The sequence below is a fragment of the Clostridium algoriphilum genome (assembly GCF_020443705.1).
Lineage (GTDB): Bacteria > Bacillota > Clostridia > Clostridiales > Clostridiaceae > Clostridium_AD > Clostridium_AD algoriphilum.
Genome location: NZ_JAIZZK010000024.1, coordinates 22507 through 42252, shown reverse-complemented (window position 1 = coordinate 42252; position 19746 = coordinate 22507). Strand labels below are relative to the sequence as shown.

Below are 19746 nucleotides of genomic sequence, written 5' to 3'. Positions count from 1 at the left end.
AGCCCTTTTTCCTTTGATAATAGGTTTGTACGCATTTTAATTTTTATTGAAAGTATAAATTTTAATTTAAATTGGACTAAATATTATTTTAGTTTGTATAATTTAGCTAACTTATCAAAAGCGGGGAGTGAGTTTTGTATTCTTTTGTAATCAAGACAGTAAGATAATCTTGCATGCCCTGGGCACCCAAATGCTGATCCTGCTACTAATAATAAGTTGAATTCTTTCGCATCCTCACAGAACTTTTTATCATCGGCTATAGGTGTTCTCATAAACAGATAAAATGCCCCTTGTGGTTTTACACATTTAAATCCTATTTCTGTAAGATGGTTATACAAAAGATCTCTATTTTTTTGATATATGCTCACGTCAACTTCAGACTCTAGGCAATTTGCAATAACTCTTTGAAAAAGTGATGGTGCATTAACAAAGCCTAAAATCCTGTTAGCAACATTAAGTGAGGTCATTATATCATCAAAGCAATCCACACTTGTATTTGCAACAACATATCCTATTCTTTCTCCAGGTAGTGATAATGATTTGCTATATGAATATCCAACAAACGAGTTTTTATAGTATTTTAAAATATATGGAACAAAAGCATTATCATAAACTATTTCTCTATATGGCTCATCTGATATTAGAAATATGCTTGTACCAAATTCTTCTTCTTTTTCGCTAAGTAATTTTGATAAATCCTGTATCACCTTTTCTGAGTACACAATACCTGTTGGATTGTTTGGAGAATTGATAATAATTGCTTTAGTTTTGCTATTTATTTTATTTTTTAATACCTGCATATCAGGTTCAAATGAATCGATATCTGTAGAAACGACTACAAGCTTACCATCAAAATTATTTACATAGTTTCTGTATTCACCAAAGAATGGTGCAAAAACAATAACTTCATCTTCTGGGTTAAGCAATGTTTTAAGCAAAATATTTAATCCTCCAGCTGCACCACAGGTCATAACTATATTATTAAATGAAATATTTATGTTATGTTTTTTATTCAAATGGTCAGCTATTTTAGATCTTACATCTTCATATCCAGAATTATTCATATACCCATGTACAAGTTTAGGCGCAGTTTCACTCAATATTTTGTTAATCTCAATTTTAATGTTTTCGGGTGGCGCAACGTTCGGATTTCCTAAGCTGAAGTCAAAAACATTTTCTTCTCCATAAATATCAGATAATCTTTTGCCTTCCTCAAACATAGCTCTTATTATAGAACTATTAGCCACTAGATCTTTCATTTTATTAGATATCATTTTTAGTCTCCTTTATATTTTGTTAATATAGTTTTTTAAATAACTATTGTAAAATTATAATACTCACAATAATTACCATTTATTATTAAATTAAAAAACATCCAAATTCACCTCATAAAAGTAACTATATACAGATAAGCCTCATGAAGTGAATTTGGATATAATATTAAGTGAAATATGCTAGTCTAATTATATCTTTTAAGCGCCTTTGATTCCAAAGTAAATCTAAATTTATCTCTCGGTGTTCTCCATAGGTGGAGACTGAAATAAAACATTTATTAGATTGAGAGTTTAGATTTAAACCAGTAATTGTCATCCAGTGCCAAGTATATTCTTTAAAATCTTTATTTTGATGTTTAAGAACTAGAATAGCAACCGGTATTCTTTGGGATAAACCCTCTAAAATAAAATCTATAGCTTCCTGAATACTATCAGCCTTTTCATCCAGAATATGAGAGGTTAAAGATACACCTCTATTTTTTGAAAAAGCCAAAACAGCATCAGAAAATTTATTAACAGAGGTAAGTCCAAATATACCTGGCTTTACATATTTCCTGATTTCAATCATATGCAGAGTAAAATCCTTCTTATTTACAATACCATTGTAAGGATATAAATTGTAATATTTATCTGTAAAGGTTTGGGATAAATATGCAGTTATATTAGCTGCGACAACAGGACCACAACCGCTAAGTTGATTAAACTTTTTAGGAAACCAGTACTGACTTCCACCATAATATGAAACTTCTGAGTCATGTATATTAAATTGAATATCCTCAAGGTGAGTATAGTTAGTTTTTATGATACTTCCCATTGTTATCACCCCCTTTTATTATTTCTACAATGTTTCAATTGATGATATAATACCTAAAATTAATTATACTTATAATCTAATATACTATAGTTTTTAGAAGGTGTAAACAAGTTAAATATGCCATGCAAATAAGATGAGGTCTATATATTTATTATATGCATTATAATTAGTAACTGTTTTCTTTAAGTATAATACATTTCATACAACTTTACATAAAAATAACACAATCATTATATTTTAGTAAACTTGTAAGTTTATTATTAAGAAGAGCTAAGGTAATAAAAGCCATTATCAATTAATATCAATTATATAATTTAGGGGGAATAAAACATGCTAAAAATAAGAAGAAATGTTAGTGCAGCTTTATTAGTTGCAGCAATTTTAACTACGACAGGTATGACAGTATTTGCAGGAGATAATGATGGTTGGACTCAGGTCAACCAAACGCAAGCTGCAAAGGATGGTATATGGTCTAAGTGGTGTAGTAATTGGGAGACAATTAAAAACAATCCGACTCAAATGTCCTTAACAACTGGTAAGAACGCAACAGAATTAAATTTTACTTGGTATTCCAAAGATAAGGAGACCGCTCCTAAATTAAAAATTGGGAAAAACAAACAAATGACTGATTCGAAACAGCTAGTAGTTGCTACTACCCCTGCTACTACTGGATATAAATCAAATAAAGCTACCGTAACAAATCTTGCCGAAAATACAACTTACTACTACAGTTATCAAGTAGATGGCAAATGGACAAATGCTACAATATACAAAACGCAGAGTACGAAGAGTTTTAGCTTTTTATATGTTGGAGATCCACAAATAGGTTCTTCAAGTTCTAACACTGCTAAAGGTGCAAGTGCAGAGCAAGGTCAAGACGTTGCAGTAAGAAATGATAGTTTTAATTGGAACAACACAATAAATACAGCATTAAAATCCCATCCTAATGTAAGTTTTATGCTATCAGCAGGAGATCAAATTCAATCAAGCGATAAGAAAAACCCAGTATACACCGGAAATGAAATTGAGTATGCAGGATATTTAAGTCCTTCAGCATTAAAATCATTACCTGTTGCAACATCTATTGGTAATCATGATTCTCCTAATACGAACTATTCAAATCATTTCAATAATCCCAATGCCACCAAATTAGGAATTACCCCAGCGGGTGGGGATTATTACTACTCATATGGTAATGCCTTATTTATTATGTTAAATACTAATAATACTAATATAGCCGAGCATCAAAAGGTTATTGAGCAAGCTGTTAAATCAAATCCAAATGCGAAATGGCGTATCACAACAATTCATCAAGATATATATGGTTCAGGCGAACATTCTAATGAACCAGATATAGTAAATCTAAGATACCAACTAATACCAATTCTCGAGAAAAATAACATAGATGTTGTTCTTACTGGACATGACCACACATATTCAAGATCATTAATATTAAATGGTGGAGTACAAGACAAATCTAAATCCATAACTGCTGATGAGTTTGATAATTACACAGATGGAAAAACTGCAACTGACTCAAAATACAATGATTATCTATCAAGTATAGAAGATACTAATGCAGTGCAGAATGTTACACTTAAAAGTGGAAGCGTAGTAAATCCAAAAGGTATCCTATATATGACTGCTAATTCTGGATCAGGTAGTAAATATTATGATTTAGTTCCACACAAACAATCATACATTGCAGCGAGATGGCAGGAGGATGTACCAACTTATTCTGATATAGATATTAACGATACAAAATTTACTATAAACACTTATAGAACAGACACCGGAGCCAAAATTGATAATACTTATTCAATTATAAAAACCTCTAATGGTGCAAAAACAACTAAACCGTCAAAATCAACAAAAGTAACTAGCACGTCAAATTCTTCTATAAGTATTGGTAGTGTTAAAGCTGGAGACGATTTTAGTGTTGGAACTATAGCTATCCTTACTTTATCATTAGTAGGACTAGCATACTTATACAAACATGAAATTTGTTAGTACGGTTATGTATTTGAAAATATTTAAAATTTAAATTTATTTGATATTTACAGGAGTATGTATTACATAACCCTGTAATTTAAGGAGATATAATATGTTTGCAAAATTGGTTATCAATAAATCAACAGCTATTAGAAAAATAATTATTCTATTGTTAGGTATCGGGTTTTGTATGTTCCTAGTTTTTTTCAATAAGGTCGATAAAATTCAGTTGACTAATCAAAAAGGGACTGGATATGAGAAAGCCGTTGTTGAAGAAATTTTAAGTGATAATTTACAGTTAGATGGTTCACGTACTGGTAATCAAAGAGTTAAAGTTAGAATCTTAACGGGTGACCTTAAAGGGAAAGGGCTTGAGGCTACTAGCGTCTCGGGATATCTTTACGGGGCAAATTGCACAAAAAACATGAAAGTTATCATTTCTATAAGTACATCTGGCAATAGTTCTGTAGTTTCAGTATACAGTTATTATAGGGCGCCCATTATATATGCTTTTGTAGCATCATTTCTTTTAATAATTTGGGCTATAGGTGGGACAAGAGGCTTTAAATCAGCAATGGGAATTATCTTCACATTCATTTGTATTATATTTTTATTTATACCGATGTTATATAAGGGATATTCCCCATTTTTATCAGCAGTTATTATAGCTATACTAATTACAATTGTTACTATTTATCTAATTGGTGGGTATAGTATAAAAACACTATCATCAATTTTAGGTACTGTAATTGGTGTAATGATTGCAGGTGGTGTTGCTGCTGGCTTTGGATATGTTGCACATATAAATGGATACAATGTATCAGCAGTTGAGGACTTAGTATTTGTTTCTAATAATACAAACTTAAAGATAGGGGGAATTTTATTTGCTGGGATACTAATAGCATCACTAGGTGCAGTCATGGATGTCAGTATATCGGTAGCATCTGCAATAAATGAGATCTATAATACAAACAAGAATTTATCTAAGAGGGAACTTTTTTCTTCAGGAATGAATGTTGGCCGAGATATAATGGGGGCAAATGCAAATACACTTATATTGGCATATACAGGAGGGGCACTTAATACATTAATATTAATATATGCATATAGTATGAAATATAATCAAATAATTAATATGTATTCGATTGGAATAGAGATTATGCAGGGCATATCAGGAAGTATTGCTGTAATTTTAACAGTGCCAATTGTATCATTTATAGCATCTGAATTACTAACCAATAATCCAGTTCAAGATGCCTTTAGAAAGGAAATATGAGAGAGAACACGATAAAATTAATGAAAGTAGTTCTTATAGTGCTTGTTATAGTTTGTTGTTCTAAAATTGTGCATAAACATTTTCTATCGTATAAAGATAGAAAAACTTACTCTGAGGTTAATGAAATTAAACCAATAGTAGGGATTAAAACCACGAATAAAACTAATACAAAAGAGAAAGATAGCATACAGAAAAAAGGTAGTACTCTTGAAGCATCTAAAGAGAATAAGCTTAAGAATATTAACTTTGATTATAAATTATGGATTAAGATTCCTAATACTAATATAGATTACCCGGTTGTCCAAGGAAGTGACAATGAGTTTTACCTACATAATAATTTTTATAAAGAAAAAAGTATATCAGGTAGTATCTTTGTTGATTATAGGAATAATTTAAAAGGGGACAAGAACACAATTTTATATGGCCATCATATGAAAGATGGAACTATGTTTAACCAGATAAATAAATTTAAAAAAGTTGATAATTTTAACAATGGAGTTATAAAAATTATAAAAAACAATAAGGAATATGATTATGTAGTTTTTTCTGTCTTTGTATTAGATGAAAGACATGATAATTTAAGCATTAGGTTTACAAAGGATAAAGATTATATGAATTATATTAAATACTTAAAAGAAAAATCTATTTATAAAAAAAATATTGAGGGAAATAATTATGACAAAATTATAACTTTATATACATGTAGTTATGAGTTTGCTAATGCAAAGACAATTGTATGTGCGGTTTTAAAAGAGTAAATAGCAGTACCCTTTAAGGTTACTGCTATTGGTTAATTATGTTTATATTATTACTACAGGTTTGATTAAATCCTTTGACTTAACTTTCATTGTGAGAAGAGCCTCTTCCATTTTATCAAAGCCATGATAAACATGTGTTACTAATCTACTTAGATCAACACGATTGTATTTTACAAGGTCAATTAGCATTTCCATTCTAAGACGTCCTCCAGGACAAAGACCTCCAACTATTGTCTTATGTGCCATTCCACATCCCCATTCGAGACGAGGTATTGGAAGAAAGTCTCCTTTGCCGTGGTAGTTAACATTGGAAACAACTCCACCTGGTTTAACAATAGTTACAGCTTGTATTAAGGTTTCAGGGGTGCCACCTGCAATAATTACACGATCAACGCCTTTCCCCTTAGTTAAAGCCATTATTTGCTTTGCGATATCACCAGTTTTATAATTTACTATGTCTGTTGCTCCATAAAAATTAGCTGCTTCAATACAAATCGGTCTAGAGCCTACTGCTATTATTCTACCAGCACCACGCAACTTAGCACCAGCTATTGCCATCAAACCAACTGCTCCAATTCCAATAACAACAACACTTGATCCCATTTGGATATTTGCAAGTTCTGCGCCGTGAAAGCCTGTTGTCATCATGTCTGTTATCATAACAGCACTTTCTAAAGACATATCATCTGGCATTAAAGCTAAGTTCATATCTGCATCATTTACATGAAAATATTCTGCAAATACACCATCCTTAAAGTTTGAAAATTTCCAACCTGCAAGCATTCCACCTGAATGCTGTGGGAAACCTGCTTGAACCTCGAGTGATCTCCAGTCAGGAGTTATTGCAGGAACGATTACCCTATCTCCTACTTTGAAATCCTTTACTTCAGAGCCTACCTCGTCTATTACACCTACAGCCTCATGTCCTAGAAGCATATCATGTCTGTCTCCAAGTGCTCCTTCAAATACAGTGTGAATATCTGATGTACAGGGGGAAACTGCTAATGGACGGACAATTGCATCATATGGACCTGCAACTGGCTTCTCTTTTTCAATCCAACCTACTTTGTTGATGCTTAACATTGCAAAACCTTTCATTAAAAAAACCTCCTATTATTTTTGTATTTTAACTTACAGTTTTTCTTTTGGATGATTTTGATATTTTATTAACTATTTAATTATAATAATTTTATTGATAGATTCTTACAAACGTACCTAAAGCTAATCTTTGATAAAATTTTATCAACTTACATAATATAACTATAGCAATAATCATGCCATAACAGTTTACATTAATGGGACCGGTATTTAGCCAGTTATATTATTAATAATATAAAAGTGTTGTAAAATACGTCACTTCGTAGCGAAATGTTGTTGTATTTTACAACACCGTTGTAATTTTATACGTTTTTAGTTTTATAGATTAACATTAGTATGTTTTAAAAAATTAACATTAGTCTATGTAGTTAAATAATAAACAATCCTAGAGTTAGCTATCGTGCTTTTTTATTTTTGAATAAATAGTACTTCTATTTATTCCTAATATTTTAGATGCCTTAGTTATATTACCACTACATTTTTTTATACAATTTTGTATTGCCCTTTTGTCCCACTGCTCTAAAGTACACATATCATATTCAAAGGGTTTTTTTGAAAGACGAGTTTCATTTTTTTCTAATGATTTATTTTCAAATTTAAATGAAGTATTTCCATCCATATTTACAATGTTTTCAATACAATTTTCTAATTCACGAACATTTCCGGGCCAAGTGTAATTTATGAGCATTTCATAAATATCATTTGGTATTTTTGGTACGGGTTTGCCTAGTTTGATAGCTTTAGCTTTTAGGAAATACTCAATAAGTATTTCTATATCTCCCCCTCTTTCCCGCAGTGGCGGAACAAATATAGGGATTACACTTAATCTATAGTATAAGTCTTCTCGGAAGGTTCCTTTTTCCACTTCTTTTTTTAAATCTTTATTTGTTGCAGCAACAATTCTTACATCTATACTTATACATTTGTTTCCACCTACTCTATTAAAACATGAAACTTCAAGTACTCTTAAAAGGTGTACTTGCATTTCAAAGGGCATTTCTCCTATCTCATCAAGAAATATGGTACCTCCATTTGCAAGCTCGAATTTACCTGGTTGTCCACCTCGTTTTGCACCTGTAAAAGCGCCATCTTCATATCCGAAAAGTTCACTTTCTATTAAGCTCGTTGGTATTGCTCCGCAATTAATTGCAATGAAACTATTATCATTTCTACTACTATTGTTATGAATTGATTGAGCAATAAGCTCTTTTCCTGTTCCACTTTCTCCTTGAATTAGAACGGTAGAGGGGCTATTTGCGATGGTTTTTGATTGTTCTATTACGTTTATAATTTCCTGACTATTACCAATTATGTCATGGAAATTATAGCTTGAATTTTTATCTGTGTACTTATTAACCAAACTATATATATTTTTAATATCCTTAAAAATTGCTACTATTCCTATAACTTTATTGTCTTTATTTTTTATAGGATATGCATTAAAGTTGAATTTTTTACTTTTATCTTTATAGGGATAAATTACTTCTCTATTTTCATAATCCTTACCAGCTATAATTTCGCCGAGTATATATTTCCAATTATCTAAAATTTTATCCGCATTTTTATATATTACTTCTTCTTCTGTAACATCAAGCATGCTGCATGCGCTTTTATTTATAGCCTTAATTACGCCAGTTGTGTCAACAGCAAAAATTCCTGAATTAAGTGAGTTCATAACTTTATTTAAATATTGATAAGCAATAAATAATTCGTTTTGAGCTTTTTCTACTTTTAATTGATATTCAATGGATTTAACTGCAGCCACAACAAGCCCTAAGGTATGAGGATGAGCCAAATGAAATCTCCCTGTTAAATTTAAACATCCAGTAATATATCCCTCTTCATCGTGAATAACCGCTGCAGAACATGTGAATGTATGATATGCATTAATGTAATGATCCCCACCTGAAGTTTGAACTGAGCAATCCTCATAAATTGAAGTTCCAATTGCATTTGTACCAGTGCTTTTCTCACTCATATCAGCACCTTCTACAATACCTACTTTTGAAATAGAATTAATTATATCTTCATCACCTATAATACTGAGCACGAAACCTTCCTTGTCTGTAAGATACAATGAAAATCCTGATCCTTTCAAAAAGTCATATAGTATCTCCATAAATGGTCTAGATATCTTTATTAACGTACTATTTATCTCCAAAGCTTTATAGAATTCCTTTCCTTCGAGCGTTCTTGTGGGAAATATTCTCTGCTTACTTATTTGGTATTTGGTACATCTTTTTTGAGATTTTTTTATTATTTCTTTGAAATTACTTGTTTCAATCATAAAATTCACCTCTTTAGTTTAAAGATAATATAAGTATATCATAATCATTTGGGACATCTATAAATTTTTCAGTTGAAGCTATATGATTATCAATTATAAAATATCGAATACTGTAATTTTTTATCATATTACAATCTTTAAAACATAGTTTTACTATTGACACAATGACTGGCGTTTATAATAGATTTTTTAAAATTTAATTATTTGAACTTTTATTACCTTTTCCATATAAAATGTATCTAAATAAGTTTGAAGAAATAGGTTAAAATAAAAGAGGGAGTATGTTGTTAAAAAGGATTTGTCATCATTATAGAGGAATAGGTTGCAAGGAAGTATATTCGTATATGAGGAGGTTGCACATGAATACATTTGATGTTCGTCGCAAAGAAATAGAACATATTTATGGTAAGGTAAGTCCATTTGAACTCAGAAACAAATTAATAAGTCTTGCAGAAGAGTCAAAAGAAAAAGGCGCCCATGCACTATTAGACGCAGGTAGGGGTAATCCTAACTGGACAGCAGCAACTCCTCGTGAAGCCTTTTTTACATTTGGTATTTTTTCTACTCTAGAAACACGTAGAGTATGGAATAATAATGATCTTGCTGGAATGCCTGAAAAATCAGGAATTGCAAAACGTTTTGAGGATTTTATAAATGAAAATTCTATTTACCCAGGAGCAGAACTTCTTAAAAACATTATTAATTATGGAATAATATCTAAAGGATTTGATCCAGATGATTGGGTATATGAACTGGCAGATGGAATTATTGGTGATAACTATCCACAACCTGATAGAATGCTTACTCATGTTGAAAAAGTTGTTCACGATTACCTCGTTCAAGAATTGTGTTATAATGCGCCGCCAGCTGGGAGATTCAACTTATTTGCTGTAGAAGGTGCTACTGCAGGAATGTGTTATATATTTGATAGCTTAATTGCTAATAACATACTATCAATTGGTGATAAAGTTGCGCTTATGGCACCCATTTTTACTCCTTATCTTGAGATTCCACATTTACCTCGCTACAATTTTGATGTTGTGGAGCTTTTAGCAGAAGAGAAGACCTCTGATGGAACGCACACATGGCAATATCCTAATTCCCAAATTGAGAAACTTAGGGATCCATCTATAAAAGCTTTGTTCATTGTAAATCCTAGTAATCCACCATCTGTAGCAATGAAACCTGAAACAATTAGACTCATAAAAAGTATAGTTAAAGAAGACAATCCCGATTTAATGATTGTTTCAGATGACGTTTATGGCACTTTTGTTGATGAATTTCGTTCATTAGTAGCCGATTTGCCATATAACTCAATAGGAGTATATTCCTTCTCTAAGTATTTTGGAGTAACAGGGTGGCGCCTTGGTACTATTGCCCTTTATGAAGAAAATGTATTTGATAAATTATTAAGAGAATTATCTGAAGATAAAAAAGAAATAGCAAGGAGACGTTATTCCACTTTATCCACAAGTACTGAAGAAATTCTTTTTATCGATAGAATTGTTGCAGATAGTAGGCAGGTAGCACTAAACCATACCGCAGGTTTATCAACACCTCAGCAAATACAGATGGCTTTTTTTTCGGTATTTGCACTCCTTGATAAAGAAAATAGATATAAGCAACTTACAAAAGATATTTGTCGCCACCGTCAAAGACTCTTATTTGAAGGTTTGGGGTTAGATTTACGAAAAGATCCTTATGATGCCGCGTATTATACAGAATTTGATTTAATGGAATGGGCATGTCGCTATTATGGTGATGAATTTGCTAAGTATTTACAAGAAAGCTATAAACCAGTGGATATTCTTTTCCGTTTAGCGCAAGAGTCATCTATAGTCTTATTAAGTGGTGGTGGATTTCATGGCCCAGAATGGTCAATTAGAATATCATTGGCAAACCTTGATGATGAGCACTATTCTGAAATTGGAGAGGTACTTCATAAAATACTTGAGGAATATGTGACATCTTGGAAAAATATATAGATAATATTATATAGAATAAAATACAGACCAGCAAATACTGGTCTGTATTTTAATTTAATCATTGTATCTAACAAGCTATTAGTTTAGATATTTCTTAATACCTCATAGGCATTTCTATAGCAAATCTTAACCTGTTTCTTAAACTTCCATCATATATTAGAGATAAATAACTTATTATTTGAATTATACAATAGTTTCATAGTATTAATACCAACCTTTGTATTATACTTTGCATAGTAATCGAAATACTCAATAACTTTATCTATAGCGTGCATACTAGACGAATTATTAGCAACCTCTTTAAGAAAATATTCATCAGCATTTATATATATTTCTATGAGAATGTCGTTTTTAGACTTGAAGTAATTATAAAAAGAGCCTATAGTGATTACATATAATTGGTGTCTTTATAATGGAGAATATGACCTTTTAGAAGCAATGAATAAATATATGAATCGTCTTATAAGAATATTTAGAAATATTTAATCTGATTTTTCACACATTGTTTAGGACAGAATCTGTAGAAAAAAAACAAGTAAGTCAACAGGAGTATTCGAGGGTCAAGTAGCCACACTCCAAGAAAGAGCAGCATCTCTTGAGGAATTAAATTCAATAGCTGAAATGATGGGTAATTTATCTGAAAAGATTTAATAAAAGAAAGGAAGTGAGTATTTAGTGGATTGTGTATTTCAAACGCATTCTCTAGCTAAAAATAATATATGGAGATAAAAGAAATAAAGGGAAATACATTCTGCATAAATACTGGAATGACATACATACCTTTTTATAAAATTAATAATGAAGAAATTATTATGTTAGATTCAGGATGGGCACAAGGTGAAAGAAAAGGAATAGATGAAATTCTTGAGAAAAACAACTTTAAGGTAGTTGGGATAATATGCACTCATGCTCATATAGATCATGTAGGGAATAATGCATATTTTAAAAAAAAATATAATTGTATTATTGCTATGCCAGCCTGTGAGGCTCTTATCTGCAGTTCGACTATTAATCTCAAGCTTTTTTACAGTAGCCAAACATTAGCCGATGTTTTAGAGCATTATGGAAGTATGGTTTGTGTAACAGATGTTATGATTCTTAATAATCAAAATAGTATATCTATACGAGGTGTTAATTTTAAAATTATTCATACACCAGGACATAGTCCTGAACATATATGTATTATTACTCCAGATGATGTTGCATATTTAGGAGATTCACTCATAAGTTATGAGGTCATGCGAGGCGCTAAAATGCCATATGCATATATACTAAGTCAGGACTTATTAAGTAAATTAAAGCTTTGTGACTTAGAATGTAGCAAATATGTAGTGGCCCATAAAGGTATGTATGAAGATATTACAAAACTTATAGGTGATAACATAGATTTTTATAAGAATAGAGCATCAAGAATATATGATGTCATAGACAGAGCAATGACAATGGAAGAGATTATGAATGCCGTGACTAAATGTTTTAATATTAATGTAAGAACTAAACAACGATATTTAGTAATAGAAAAAATGTTAAAGTCTTATGTTGAATACTTAAATGAAACAGGAGTTATAATATTAAATATTGATAATGGATTTCTTAAATATTCAAAAAATCCATTAAATATTAAGTAAAACTCAAATAGCAGAGGGTATACCCCTCTGCTATTTGAGTTTTACAGAACTAGTTAAATTCTTTATAACTTCTATGATTGGACTAATTAATTGCAAAAGATAGCTAAGAATATCGGATAAAATAGGTATTGTAATACCTATTTGTTGAAGCACATATACTAAAAGAAATATACCAAGTGTAATACTTAATATCCTTCCAATTATTTTAAATACTGCAATACCAAGATAGGCAAGTAATATAGCTAACACAAACATAATAATGGTATTCATATTAATATTAGAAAAATCAATGTTCATAAACACACCTCCATTATTCATAAAATTATAACTTAAACTCTATGTTTTAGCAAAGGTAAAATCTCCTAGAACTTGTACCATTATTATTATATTAATACATGGTTAAGTATGGAACAAATATAAAATTAGCATTTATTATAATAATTAGTTGTGTAGATTTTATGAAGTTTTACCAAAAATAAATACTTATAGAAATTTTAGTATACAATTAAAAGACATTAGCTATTTACATTAGCACGGAAATAATATTTTAATTTATCTATAATTACTATAAAAAATATGGGGGAATAAATATGGAAGTTAAAAAATGGCATAAAGATACAGTTGGACAAAAAGTGGTAGAGGCTTTAATAAAAAATGATTTTGATGCTGTATATTTACAAACTACGGAGGAAGTTTCAGATTTTATTATTAAACATGTAAAATTTGGATCTAAAGTAGGTTTTGGTGGGTCTATGACAATAAAAAACATGGGAATTCAAGATAAGGTACAGGCTGTTGGTGGCATTGTTTTAGATCATGGTGCAATTGGTCTTAGTCGTGAAGAAGTGCTAGCTACAGCAAAAAAAGAACTGTTAAGTGATCTATATTTATGTAGTAGTAATGCGATTACAATGGATGGAATACTTGTAAATGTAGATGGTATGGGAAATAGGATTGCAGCGATGAACTTTGGTCCGGAAAAAGTTATAATCGTAGTAAGTGTTGATAAAGTTTGCAAGAATGAAGCGGCTGCATTTGAAAGGTTACAAACTATAGCATCACCAATGAACAATAAAAGACTTGGATACAAAAATCCTTGTACAACAACCGGTGTATGTGTTAACTGTCAAACTAAAACTAGAATATGTAGATTGTATTCTATAATGAGAAAGAAACCAATGATGACAGATATTACGGTGGTAGTTGTAGGTAGTAGCTGTGGCTATTAATTTATACCGGTAAATCTTCACTCAAACAAATTATTGATGTAAGAAATCCAGACAGCGGTAATCTTAGATGGAATATGTGCGATCATGAAACTTTCAGAGGATGTTAAGATACCAAAGGTACTAAAAGAAATTGGAGTTCGCGAAGAAGATTTAAAAGCACTTGCACAATCAGCTATGGCAGATGCTTGTACTCCAGGAAATCCAAGAGATGCTAGCGTTAAAGATATATTAGGAGTTTATACTAAAGCTTTTAAATAAGTTTAAGTAATGCACAATTCATGAAAAGAGGTATAGCAAGATTTTGCTATACCTCTTTTCATCTGCAAAATGAAAGAAGGGGGTTACTGGGGAGCATAATATTTAGTTTGAATTTGATAATAAATCATAGAATTAATTAAGGATACAAAGTATTCAGTATATTCTAACAAATAGGTTGAATAATTATGGTAGTAATGGTAGTGTATACATATATGATGATAGGTTAATAAAATGGTTTAATGATTGAAAATATAATGAAGAGACAAAAAACATATATAAAATAAGTGGAGGTGTGAAATGTCAGATATAAAAAATAAGTTTGATTCTGCAAAAGATAAAATTATGGGAAGAACTAAGGAGAATGTAGGAAAGGCTACTGGAAGTGAAGAAACAGAACTTAAGGGAAAGGTTCAGTCACAAAAGGGTGATCTAAAAGAGAAACTTGGTAACGTCAAGGAAAAGATTGCTAAAAAGATTAATGATGTTATGGATAAAAAGGAAGAGAACAAAGAAAATTAGTAGTTATTCTTTTAATATTTTTATAATAAACGAAAAATAAGATAGGGCCAATATATTGGTCCTATCTTATTTTTCGTTTATTAGAATTAACTAAACTTTGGCATTTACCTTTTTAATATTTTTAGGAATCCAGAATTTTTCAATTTCTTCCAAAGATTTATTTTTTGTTTCTGGAACCATTGTTGTAACGAATATGAAACAAATAACATTTAAACCGCAGAATATCCAGAAGGTAAATGCACCGCCAATACTACTTAGTAACATTGGTGTAAATTGACCGATTGCCCAGTTAGCACCCCATAGGAACATAGTTGCAATACCGGTTGCTCTTGCTCTTAAATAATTCGGGAATATTTCAGGAATCATAATCCAAGGAATTGGACCCATTGAAATACAGAATGAAGCAACAAAGCCAAGAATCAAGAATAAAATCACCATTCCGTTTGCATAATGTGTATAGAACGCTAATCCTATAAAAAGCATAAAGAAAGCCATTAATGCGGAACCAATTGCCATTAACTTCTTACGACCAACTTTATCAATTAAGAACATAGCAAGCACAGTAGCTATTACATCTACAACACCGACTACACTTGTAGCGAGAAAACTTGAATTAGTTTTAAAACCAATCATTTCAAATATTTTAGGACCATAATATGTTATTGAATTCATGCCAACTGCTTGATTAAAGATGGCAAGGAAAATTCCAATTACCAACGCTTTACGAAGCCCTGGTTTAAAAAGTTGTTTAAGAGTTGAATTTTTTTCAACTACTAATGAGTTAGAAATTGAATCAAATTCTTGTTTTCCTATTATTGGTCCATTAATTTTATTAAGTACGGCAGAAGCCTGTTTTAATTTTCCCGCTTTTACTAAATAACGTGGACTTTCTGGAACGAAAAATAACGTTAATAAAAACACAACAGATGGGAATATACCACAAGCAAGCATCCAACGCCACCCGGTTGTTGTTAGCCAAGCTTCGCTACCCATATTTACAATCCATAGGTTAATGAAGTAAGTAAGACACATTCCTGATATAGTAAACAATTGATATAGTGCAGAAAGTCTACCACGAATAGCTGGTGGAGCACACTCTGTAATATAAGTTACAGATAATGCAGAAGCCATACCGATACCTAGACCACCAATTATTCTAGCAATAATTAAAGCTTCAACTGAATGTGATAGTGCAGATGCTAATGCTGATACACCAAACAAAGCAGCAGCAAACATCAATACCTTCTTTCTACCGATGAAATCACCTAAAAACCCTGAAATACCAACACCGGCTACACCACCAATCATGATACTTGAAATTACTAGACCTTCCATCATTGGTGTTAGATTATATAATTTTTGTAAGGAGCCAATTGCTCCCGAAATTACGGCTGTATCATACCCGTATAACAAACCACCTAAACCAGCAGCACAGGATATTAGAATGATAAATAACAAAGAACGGTTTTTTTTATGCTTTTCTGACATTTTAATTCCTCCTTATATATTTGTTCCTAAGTTTTGTATTATTAATAATTGCAAGCGATTACATCATTATAATAATATATATACGTACAAATGTCAATAAAAATATATTATTCATTGGTACAAATAAAATGTAAAAAAACCATAAGCCGTTATACAATTGTATAACGGCTTATGGTTTATCGTTTAAAGTGAGACAGTAGAATTACGAATAACAAGACTCGGCTCATATAATATAGAATCACTGTCCTCAAATTGATTATTATTATTTACTAATTTTATAATTAGCTTAGCTGCATCAATGCCCATTTGTTCTTTTGGATGTGTTATGGAAGTCAGTTTGGGGTCCATAATTTTTGAGAGCATAGAGTCATCAAAGCCGATAATTGAGAGGTCTTCAGGTATTCTCAAATTTAATTTATGTGCGATGTTTAATACCATGTATGCAATTTCATCATTGTAACAAAAAATACCTGTAGGGCGTTTCTCTGATTTGAGTACAACCTCTATTCTTTGGGGAAGTATTGTTTCCACTTCTTCTGAAAGATAAGTTAAAATTTGATTTTTCGACGGTGGAATGTCATTGTTTTGGCATTCTGTAATAAATCCATTCATTCTATGGATACCTTGAGAATCATCAACTTTAAATATACCTGTTATATTACTGTGTCCCAAAGAAATTAAATGATTAGTGGCCATTACGCCCCCATTAAAATCATTAACACGTAAGCTGGGCACGTTAATTTCATAATAGGATGCATTTATCATAATGATAGGAATATTTTGAGATATTATACTATTTAAATATTCTAGATTATGAATTTGATACGCACTTTTTGTTGGTTCTAAAATAAGACCATCTATTTTATGTGCGAGCAAATTTTTCAAATTACTATTTTCAAACATTATGTTATTGCTAGTGGACGACAATAAAAGAGAATAAGATTCAGCGTAGAGTGTATCTTCAATACCTTTAATAATATCTGGAAATATATAATTAGATATATGAGTTGTAAGAACACCTATATTTTTATTTTTCTTTAAATGTATACTATTTTGTTTCCAATCAGATAGATATATGCCACTTCCTTGTATCCTATATACATACTGCTGAGCGCTTAAATCACTTATAGCTCTTCTGACTGTATGTCTGCTGACGTTAAAGAGAGACATTAGCTCAGATTCAGTTGGGATCTTCTCGTTAGGCTTATATTTCTCAGTAATTGCCCAATTAATAATTGCTTCTATTACTTCTTCATATTTGTGTTTCATATATTTCTCCTATAATAATTTATTTCACTAAATATTATATCAGATGGCGAGAGCATTCACAATGATATAATAAAATTAGTACGTATAAATAATAAATATGTATTGACATTTATACGAATAAATACTATAGTTTGTATTGAAAGCGATTACTAAGAACGATTACTAAGAAGGGGGTCAGTAAAATGACTACGAAATATACAGTTGGAGTTGACTATGGAACTTTGTCCTCAAGGGCAGTTGTTGTAAACTTAGATAATGGAAAGGTTGTATCCTCTGCAGTGAAAGATTACCCAAGTGCGGTAATTGATGAAACTTTACCTGGAACTCAGATTAAATTAGGTAATAATTGGGCATTGCAAGATCCAAATGATTATTATAAATGTTTTATAGAAACAGTTAAACAAGCAGTTATTGACGCAACAAAGACAATTTCAAAGGATGATATTATAGGTGTAGCTATTGATTTTACAGCTTGCACTGTACTTCCTGTTAAAGAGGATGGTACTCCTTTAATGAATATAAAAGAATGGCACGATAATCCACATGCATGGGTTAAACTTTGGAAACATCATGCAGCACAAGATCAAGCAGATAGATTAAATGCAATAGCAAGAAAACGTAGCGAACCATGGCTTCAGTATTATGGTGGTAAAATTTCTTCAGAATGGGTATTCCCAAAACTTATGCAAATAGCTGAAGAAGCACCTGATGTATACAAAGCTATGGACACTTTTATGGAAGCAACAGATTGGTTGACTTGGCAGTTAACTGGAAATAAAATAAAAAATGCAACAACAGCAGGTTATAAAGCAATATGGAATGCCGAAACTGGATTTCCAAGCAATGAATTTTTTAAGGAACTAAATCCTCTAATGGAAAATGTAATTGAAGAAAAAATTGGAACTGAATTCTATCCTGTAGGAACTAAAGCAGGTGGATTAATTGAAACAGTAGCTAAGGCTACTGGCTTAAATAAAGGCATAGCTGTGGCTGTTGGTAATGTTGATGCTCACGTTTCAGTTGCTCCAACAGGAGTTGTAAAACCAAGAACAATGCTTAATATAATGGGTACATCTACTTGTGATATAACACTTGGAGAAAAAGAAATACCAGTACCTGGAATGTGTGGAGTAGTTAAAGATGGTGCTGTACCAGGATTTTATGCTTATGAATCTGGTCAAAATGCAGTTGGAGATATTTTTGGATGGTTTGTAAAAAATCAAGTACCAGAAAGTTATTATAAAGAAGCAGCACAGAAAGATTTAAATATTCATCAATTACTTGAACAAAAGGCTAATAAATTTAAAATTGGTGAGAGTGGATTAATAGCATTAGATTGGTGGAATGGGAATCGTTCTGTTCTAGTAGATACAGATTTAACTGGTTTAATATTAGGTATGAATCTTGAGACAAAGCCAGAAGAAATATATCGCTGTTTAATAGAAGCAACAGCATTTGGTAAACGTCTTGTTATAGACACATTTGAAGAAAATGGTGTACCAATTGATACTTTAACCGTTTGTGGAGGATTACCTCATAGAAATCAGATGTTAAATCAAATATATGCGGATATTACTAATAAAGAAATGTTTATATCAGAGCATCATCAAGCACCCGCTATTGGAGCCGCAATGTTTGCAGCTGTTGCAGCAGGCAAGCAGGCAAATGGATTTGACACAATACAAGAAGCTTCAAAGCAAATGGCAAGACTTAAAGAGAAATCAATTAAGCCAATTTCAGAAAATGTGAAGCGTTATGAAGAAATTTATAAAGAGTATGTAAAATTACACGATTACTTTGGACGTGGTGCAAATGATGTAATGAAACATTTGAAAAAGATTAAGGAATCTGTATCTAAGGAGGGTTAATTT

At 31.2% G+C, this 19746-nt stretch carries 16 protein-coding genes; 9 read left to right on the top strand and 7 right to left on the bottom strand.

The window, feature by feature from the left end; genetic code table 11:
* Positions 1 to 83: 83 nt before the first annotated feature.
* Both LGK95_RS15860 and LGK95_RS15855 read right to left on the bottom strand, forming a co-directional pair.
* Entirely contained in the window at positions 84 to 1274 is a 1191-nt protein-coding gene (locus LGK95_RS15860; RefSeq protein WP_226125751.1) for a pyridoxal phosphate-dependent aminotransferase, read from the bottom strand.
* A gap of 166 nt (positions 1275 to 1440) precedes the next feature.
* Positions 1441 to 2088: a hypothetical protein gene (locus tag LGK95_RS15855; RefSeq protein ID WP_226125750.1), complete on the bottom strand. Its 648-nt coding sequence runs from the start codon at positions 2086 to 2088 to the stop codon at positions 1441 to 1443.
* A gap of 330 nt (positions 2089 to 2418) precedes the next feature.
* Between LGK95_RS15855 and LGK95_RS15850 the strand changes: the two genes are divergently transcribed.
* The 3 genes from LGK95_RS15850 to srtB all read left to right on the top strand — a co-directional run bounded on the left by LGK95_RS15850 (position 2419) and on the right by srtB (position 6114).
* Complete coding sequence (locus tag LGK95_RS15850) at positions 2419 to 4098, top strand: purple acid phosphatase family protein (protein WP_226125749.1); 1680 nt, start codon at positions 2419 to 2421, stop codon at positions 4096 to 4098.
* Between the two features lie 94 nt (positions 4099 to 4192).
* Positions 4193 to 5356 carry a YibE/F family protein gene (locus LGK95_RS15845; protein WP_226125748.1) on the top strand — a complete coding sequence of 388 codons (1164 nt, stop codon included), beginning with the start codon at positions 4193 to 4195 and terminating at the stop codon, positions 5354 to 5356.
* Positions 5353 to 6114 (top strand): class B sortase, encoded by a 762-nt coding sequence (gene srtB, locus LGK95_RS15840; RefSeq protein WP_226125747.1) that lies wholly within the window; start codon positions 5353 to 5355, stop codon positions 6112 to 6114. Before LGK95_RS15845 ends, srtB begins: the two co-directional genes overlap by 4 nt.
* 42 nt (positions 6115 to 6156) lie before the next feature.
* Here srtB and LGK95_RS15835 read toward each other — a convergent pair whose 3' ends face one another.
* Both LGK95_RS15835 and LGK95_RS15830 read right to left on the bottom strand, forming a co-directional pair.
* On the bottom strand, positions 6157 to 7212 hold the full coding sequence (locus LGK95_RS15835) for an NAD(P)-dependent alcohol dehydrogenase (RefSeq protein ID WP_226125746.1): 1056 nt from the start codon (positions 7210 to 7212) through the stop codon (positions 6157 to 6159).
* Between the two features lie 391 nt (positions 7213 to 7603).
* Positions 7604 to 9499 (bottom strand): sigma-54-dependent Fis family transcriptional regulator, encoded by a 1896-nt coding sequence (locus LGK95_RS15830; RefSeq protein ID WP_226125745.1) that lies wholly within the window; start codon positions 9497 to 9499, stop codon positions 7604 to 7606.
* 359 nt (positions 9500 to 9858) lie between these two features.
* Here LGK95_RS15830 and aspD point away from each other — a divergent pair, with 359 nt between their 5' ends.
* Entirely contained in the window at positions 9859 to 11484 is a 1626-nt protein-coding gene (gene aspD, locus LGK95_RS15825; protein ID WP_226125744.1) for an aspartate 4-decarboxylase, read from the top strand.
* A gap of 719 nt (positions 11485 to 12203) precedes the next feature.
* A complete protein-coding gene (locus LGK95_RS15820) occupies positions 12204 to 13112 on the top strand; it encodes an MBL fold metallo-hydrolase (RefSeq protein WP_226125743.1) in 909 nt (302 codons plus the stop codon).
* Between the two features lie 30 nt (positions 13113 to 13142).
* Here LGK95_RS15820 and LGK95_RS15815 read toward each other — a convergent pair whose 3' ends face one another.
* A complete protein-coding gene (locus LGK95_RS15815) occupies positions 13143 to 13409 on the bottom strand; it encodes a hypothetical protein (RefSeq protein WP_226125742.1) in 267 nt (88 codons plus the stop codon).
* 293 nt (positions 13410 to 13702) lie between these two features.
* Here LGK95_RS15815 and LGK95_RS15810 point away from each other — a divergent pair, with 293 nt between their 5' ends.
* From LGK95_RS15810 to LGK95_RS15800, 3 genes are all read left to right on the top strand, one after another.
* On the top strand, positions 13703 to 14341 hold the full coding sequence (locus tag LGK95_RS15810; RefSeq protein ID WP_226125741.1) for a lactate utilization protein: 639 nt from the start codon (positions 13703 to 13705) through the stop codon (positions 14339 to 14341).
* Positions 14342 to 14386: 45 nt separating this feature from the next.
* Positions 14387 to 14599, top strand: a complete 213-nt coding sequence (locus LGK95_RS15805; RefSeq protein ID WP_404814464.1) for an iron-containing alcohol dehydrogenase — start codon at positions 14387 to 14389, stop codon at positions 14597 to 14599.
* A gap of 297 nt (positions 14600 to 14896) precedes the next feature.
* Entirely contained in the window at positions 14897 to 15118 is a 222-nt protein-coding gene (locus LGK95_RS15800) for a CsbD family protein (RefSeq protein ID WP_226125740.1), read from the top strand.
* A 90-nt stretch (positions 15119 to 15208) separates the two neighbouring features.
* Here LGK95_RS15800 and LGK95_RS15795 read toward each other — a convergent pair whose 3' ends face one another.
* Positions 15209 to 16606 (bottom strand): sugar porter family MFS transporter, encoded by a 1398-nt coding sequence (locus tag LGK95_RS15795; protein WP_226125739.1) that lies wholly within the window; start codon positions 16604 to 16606, stop codon positions 15209 to 15211.
* Between the two features lie 183 nt (positions 16607 to 16789).
* Entirely contained in the window at positions 16790 to 17875 is a 1086-nt protein-coding gene (locus LGK95_RS15790) for a GntR family transcriptional regulator (RefSeq protein WP_226125738.1), read from the bottom strand.
* 182 nt (positions 17876 to 18057) lie between these two features.
* On the opposite strand from LGK95_RS15790, the gene LGK95_RS15785 reads away from it, so the two are divergent.
* Positions 18058 to 19743 carry a ribulokinase gene (locus tag LGK95_RS15785; RefSeq protein ID WP_226125737.1) on the top strand — a complete coding sequence of 562 codons (1686 nt, stop codon included), beginning with the start codon at positions 18058 to 18060 and terminating at the stop codon, positions 19741 to 19743.
* Positions 19744 to 19746: the final 3 nt, after the last annotated feature.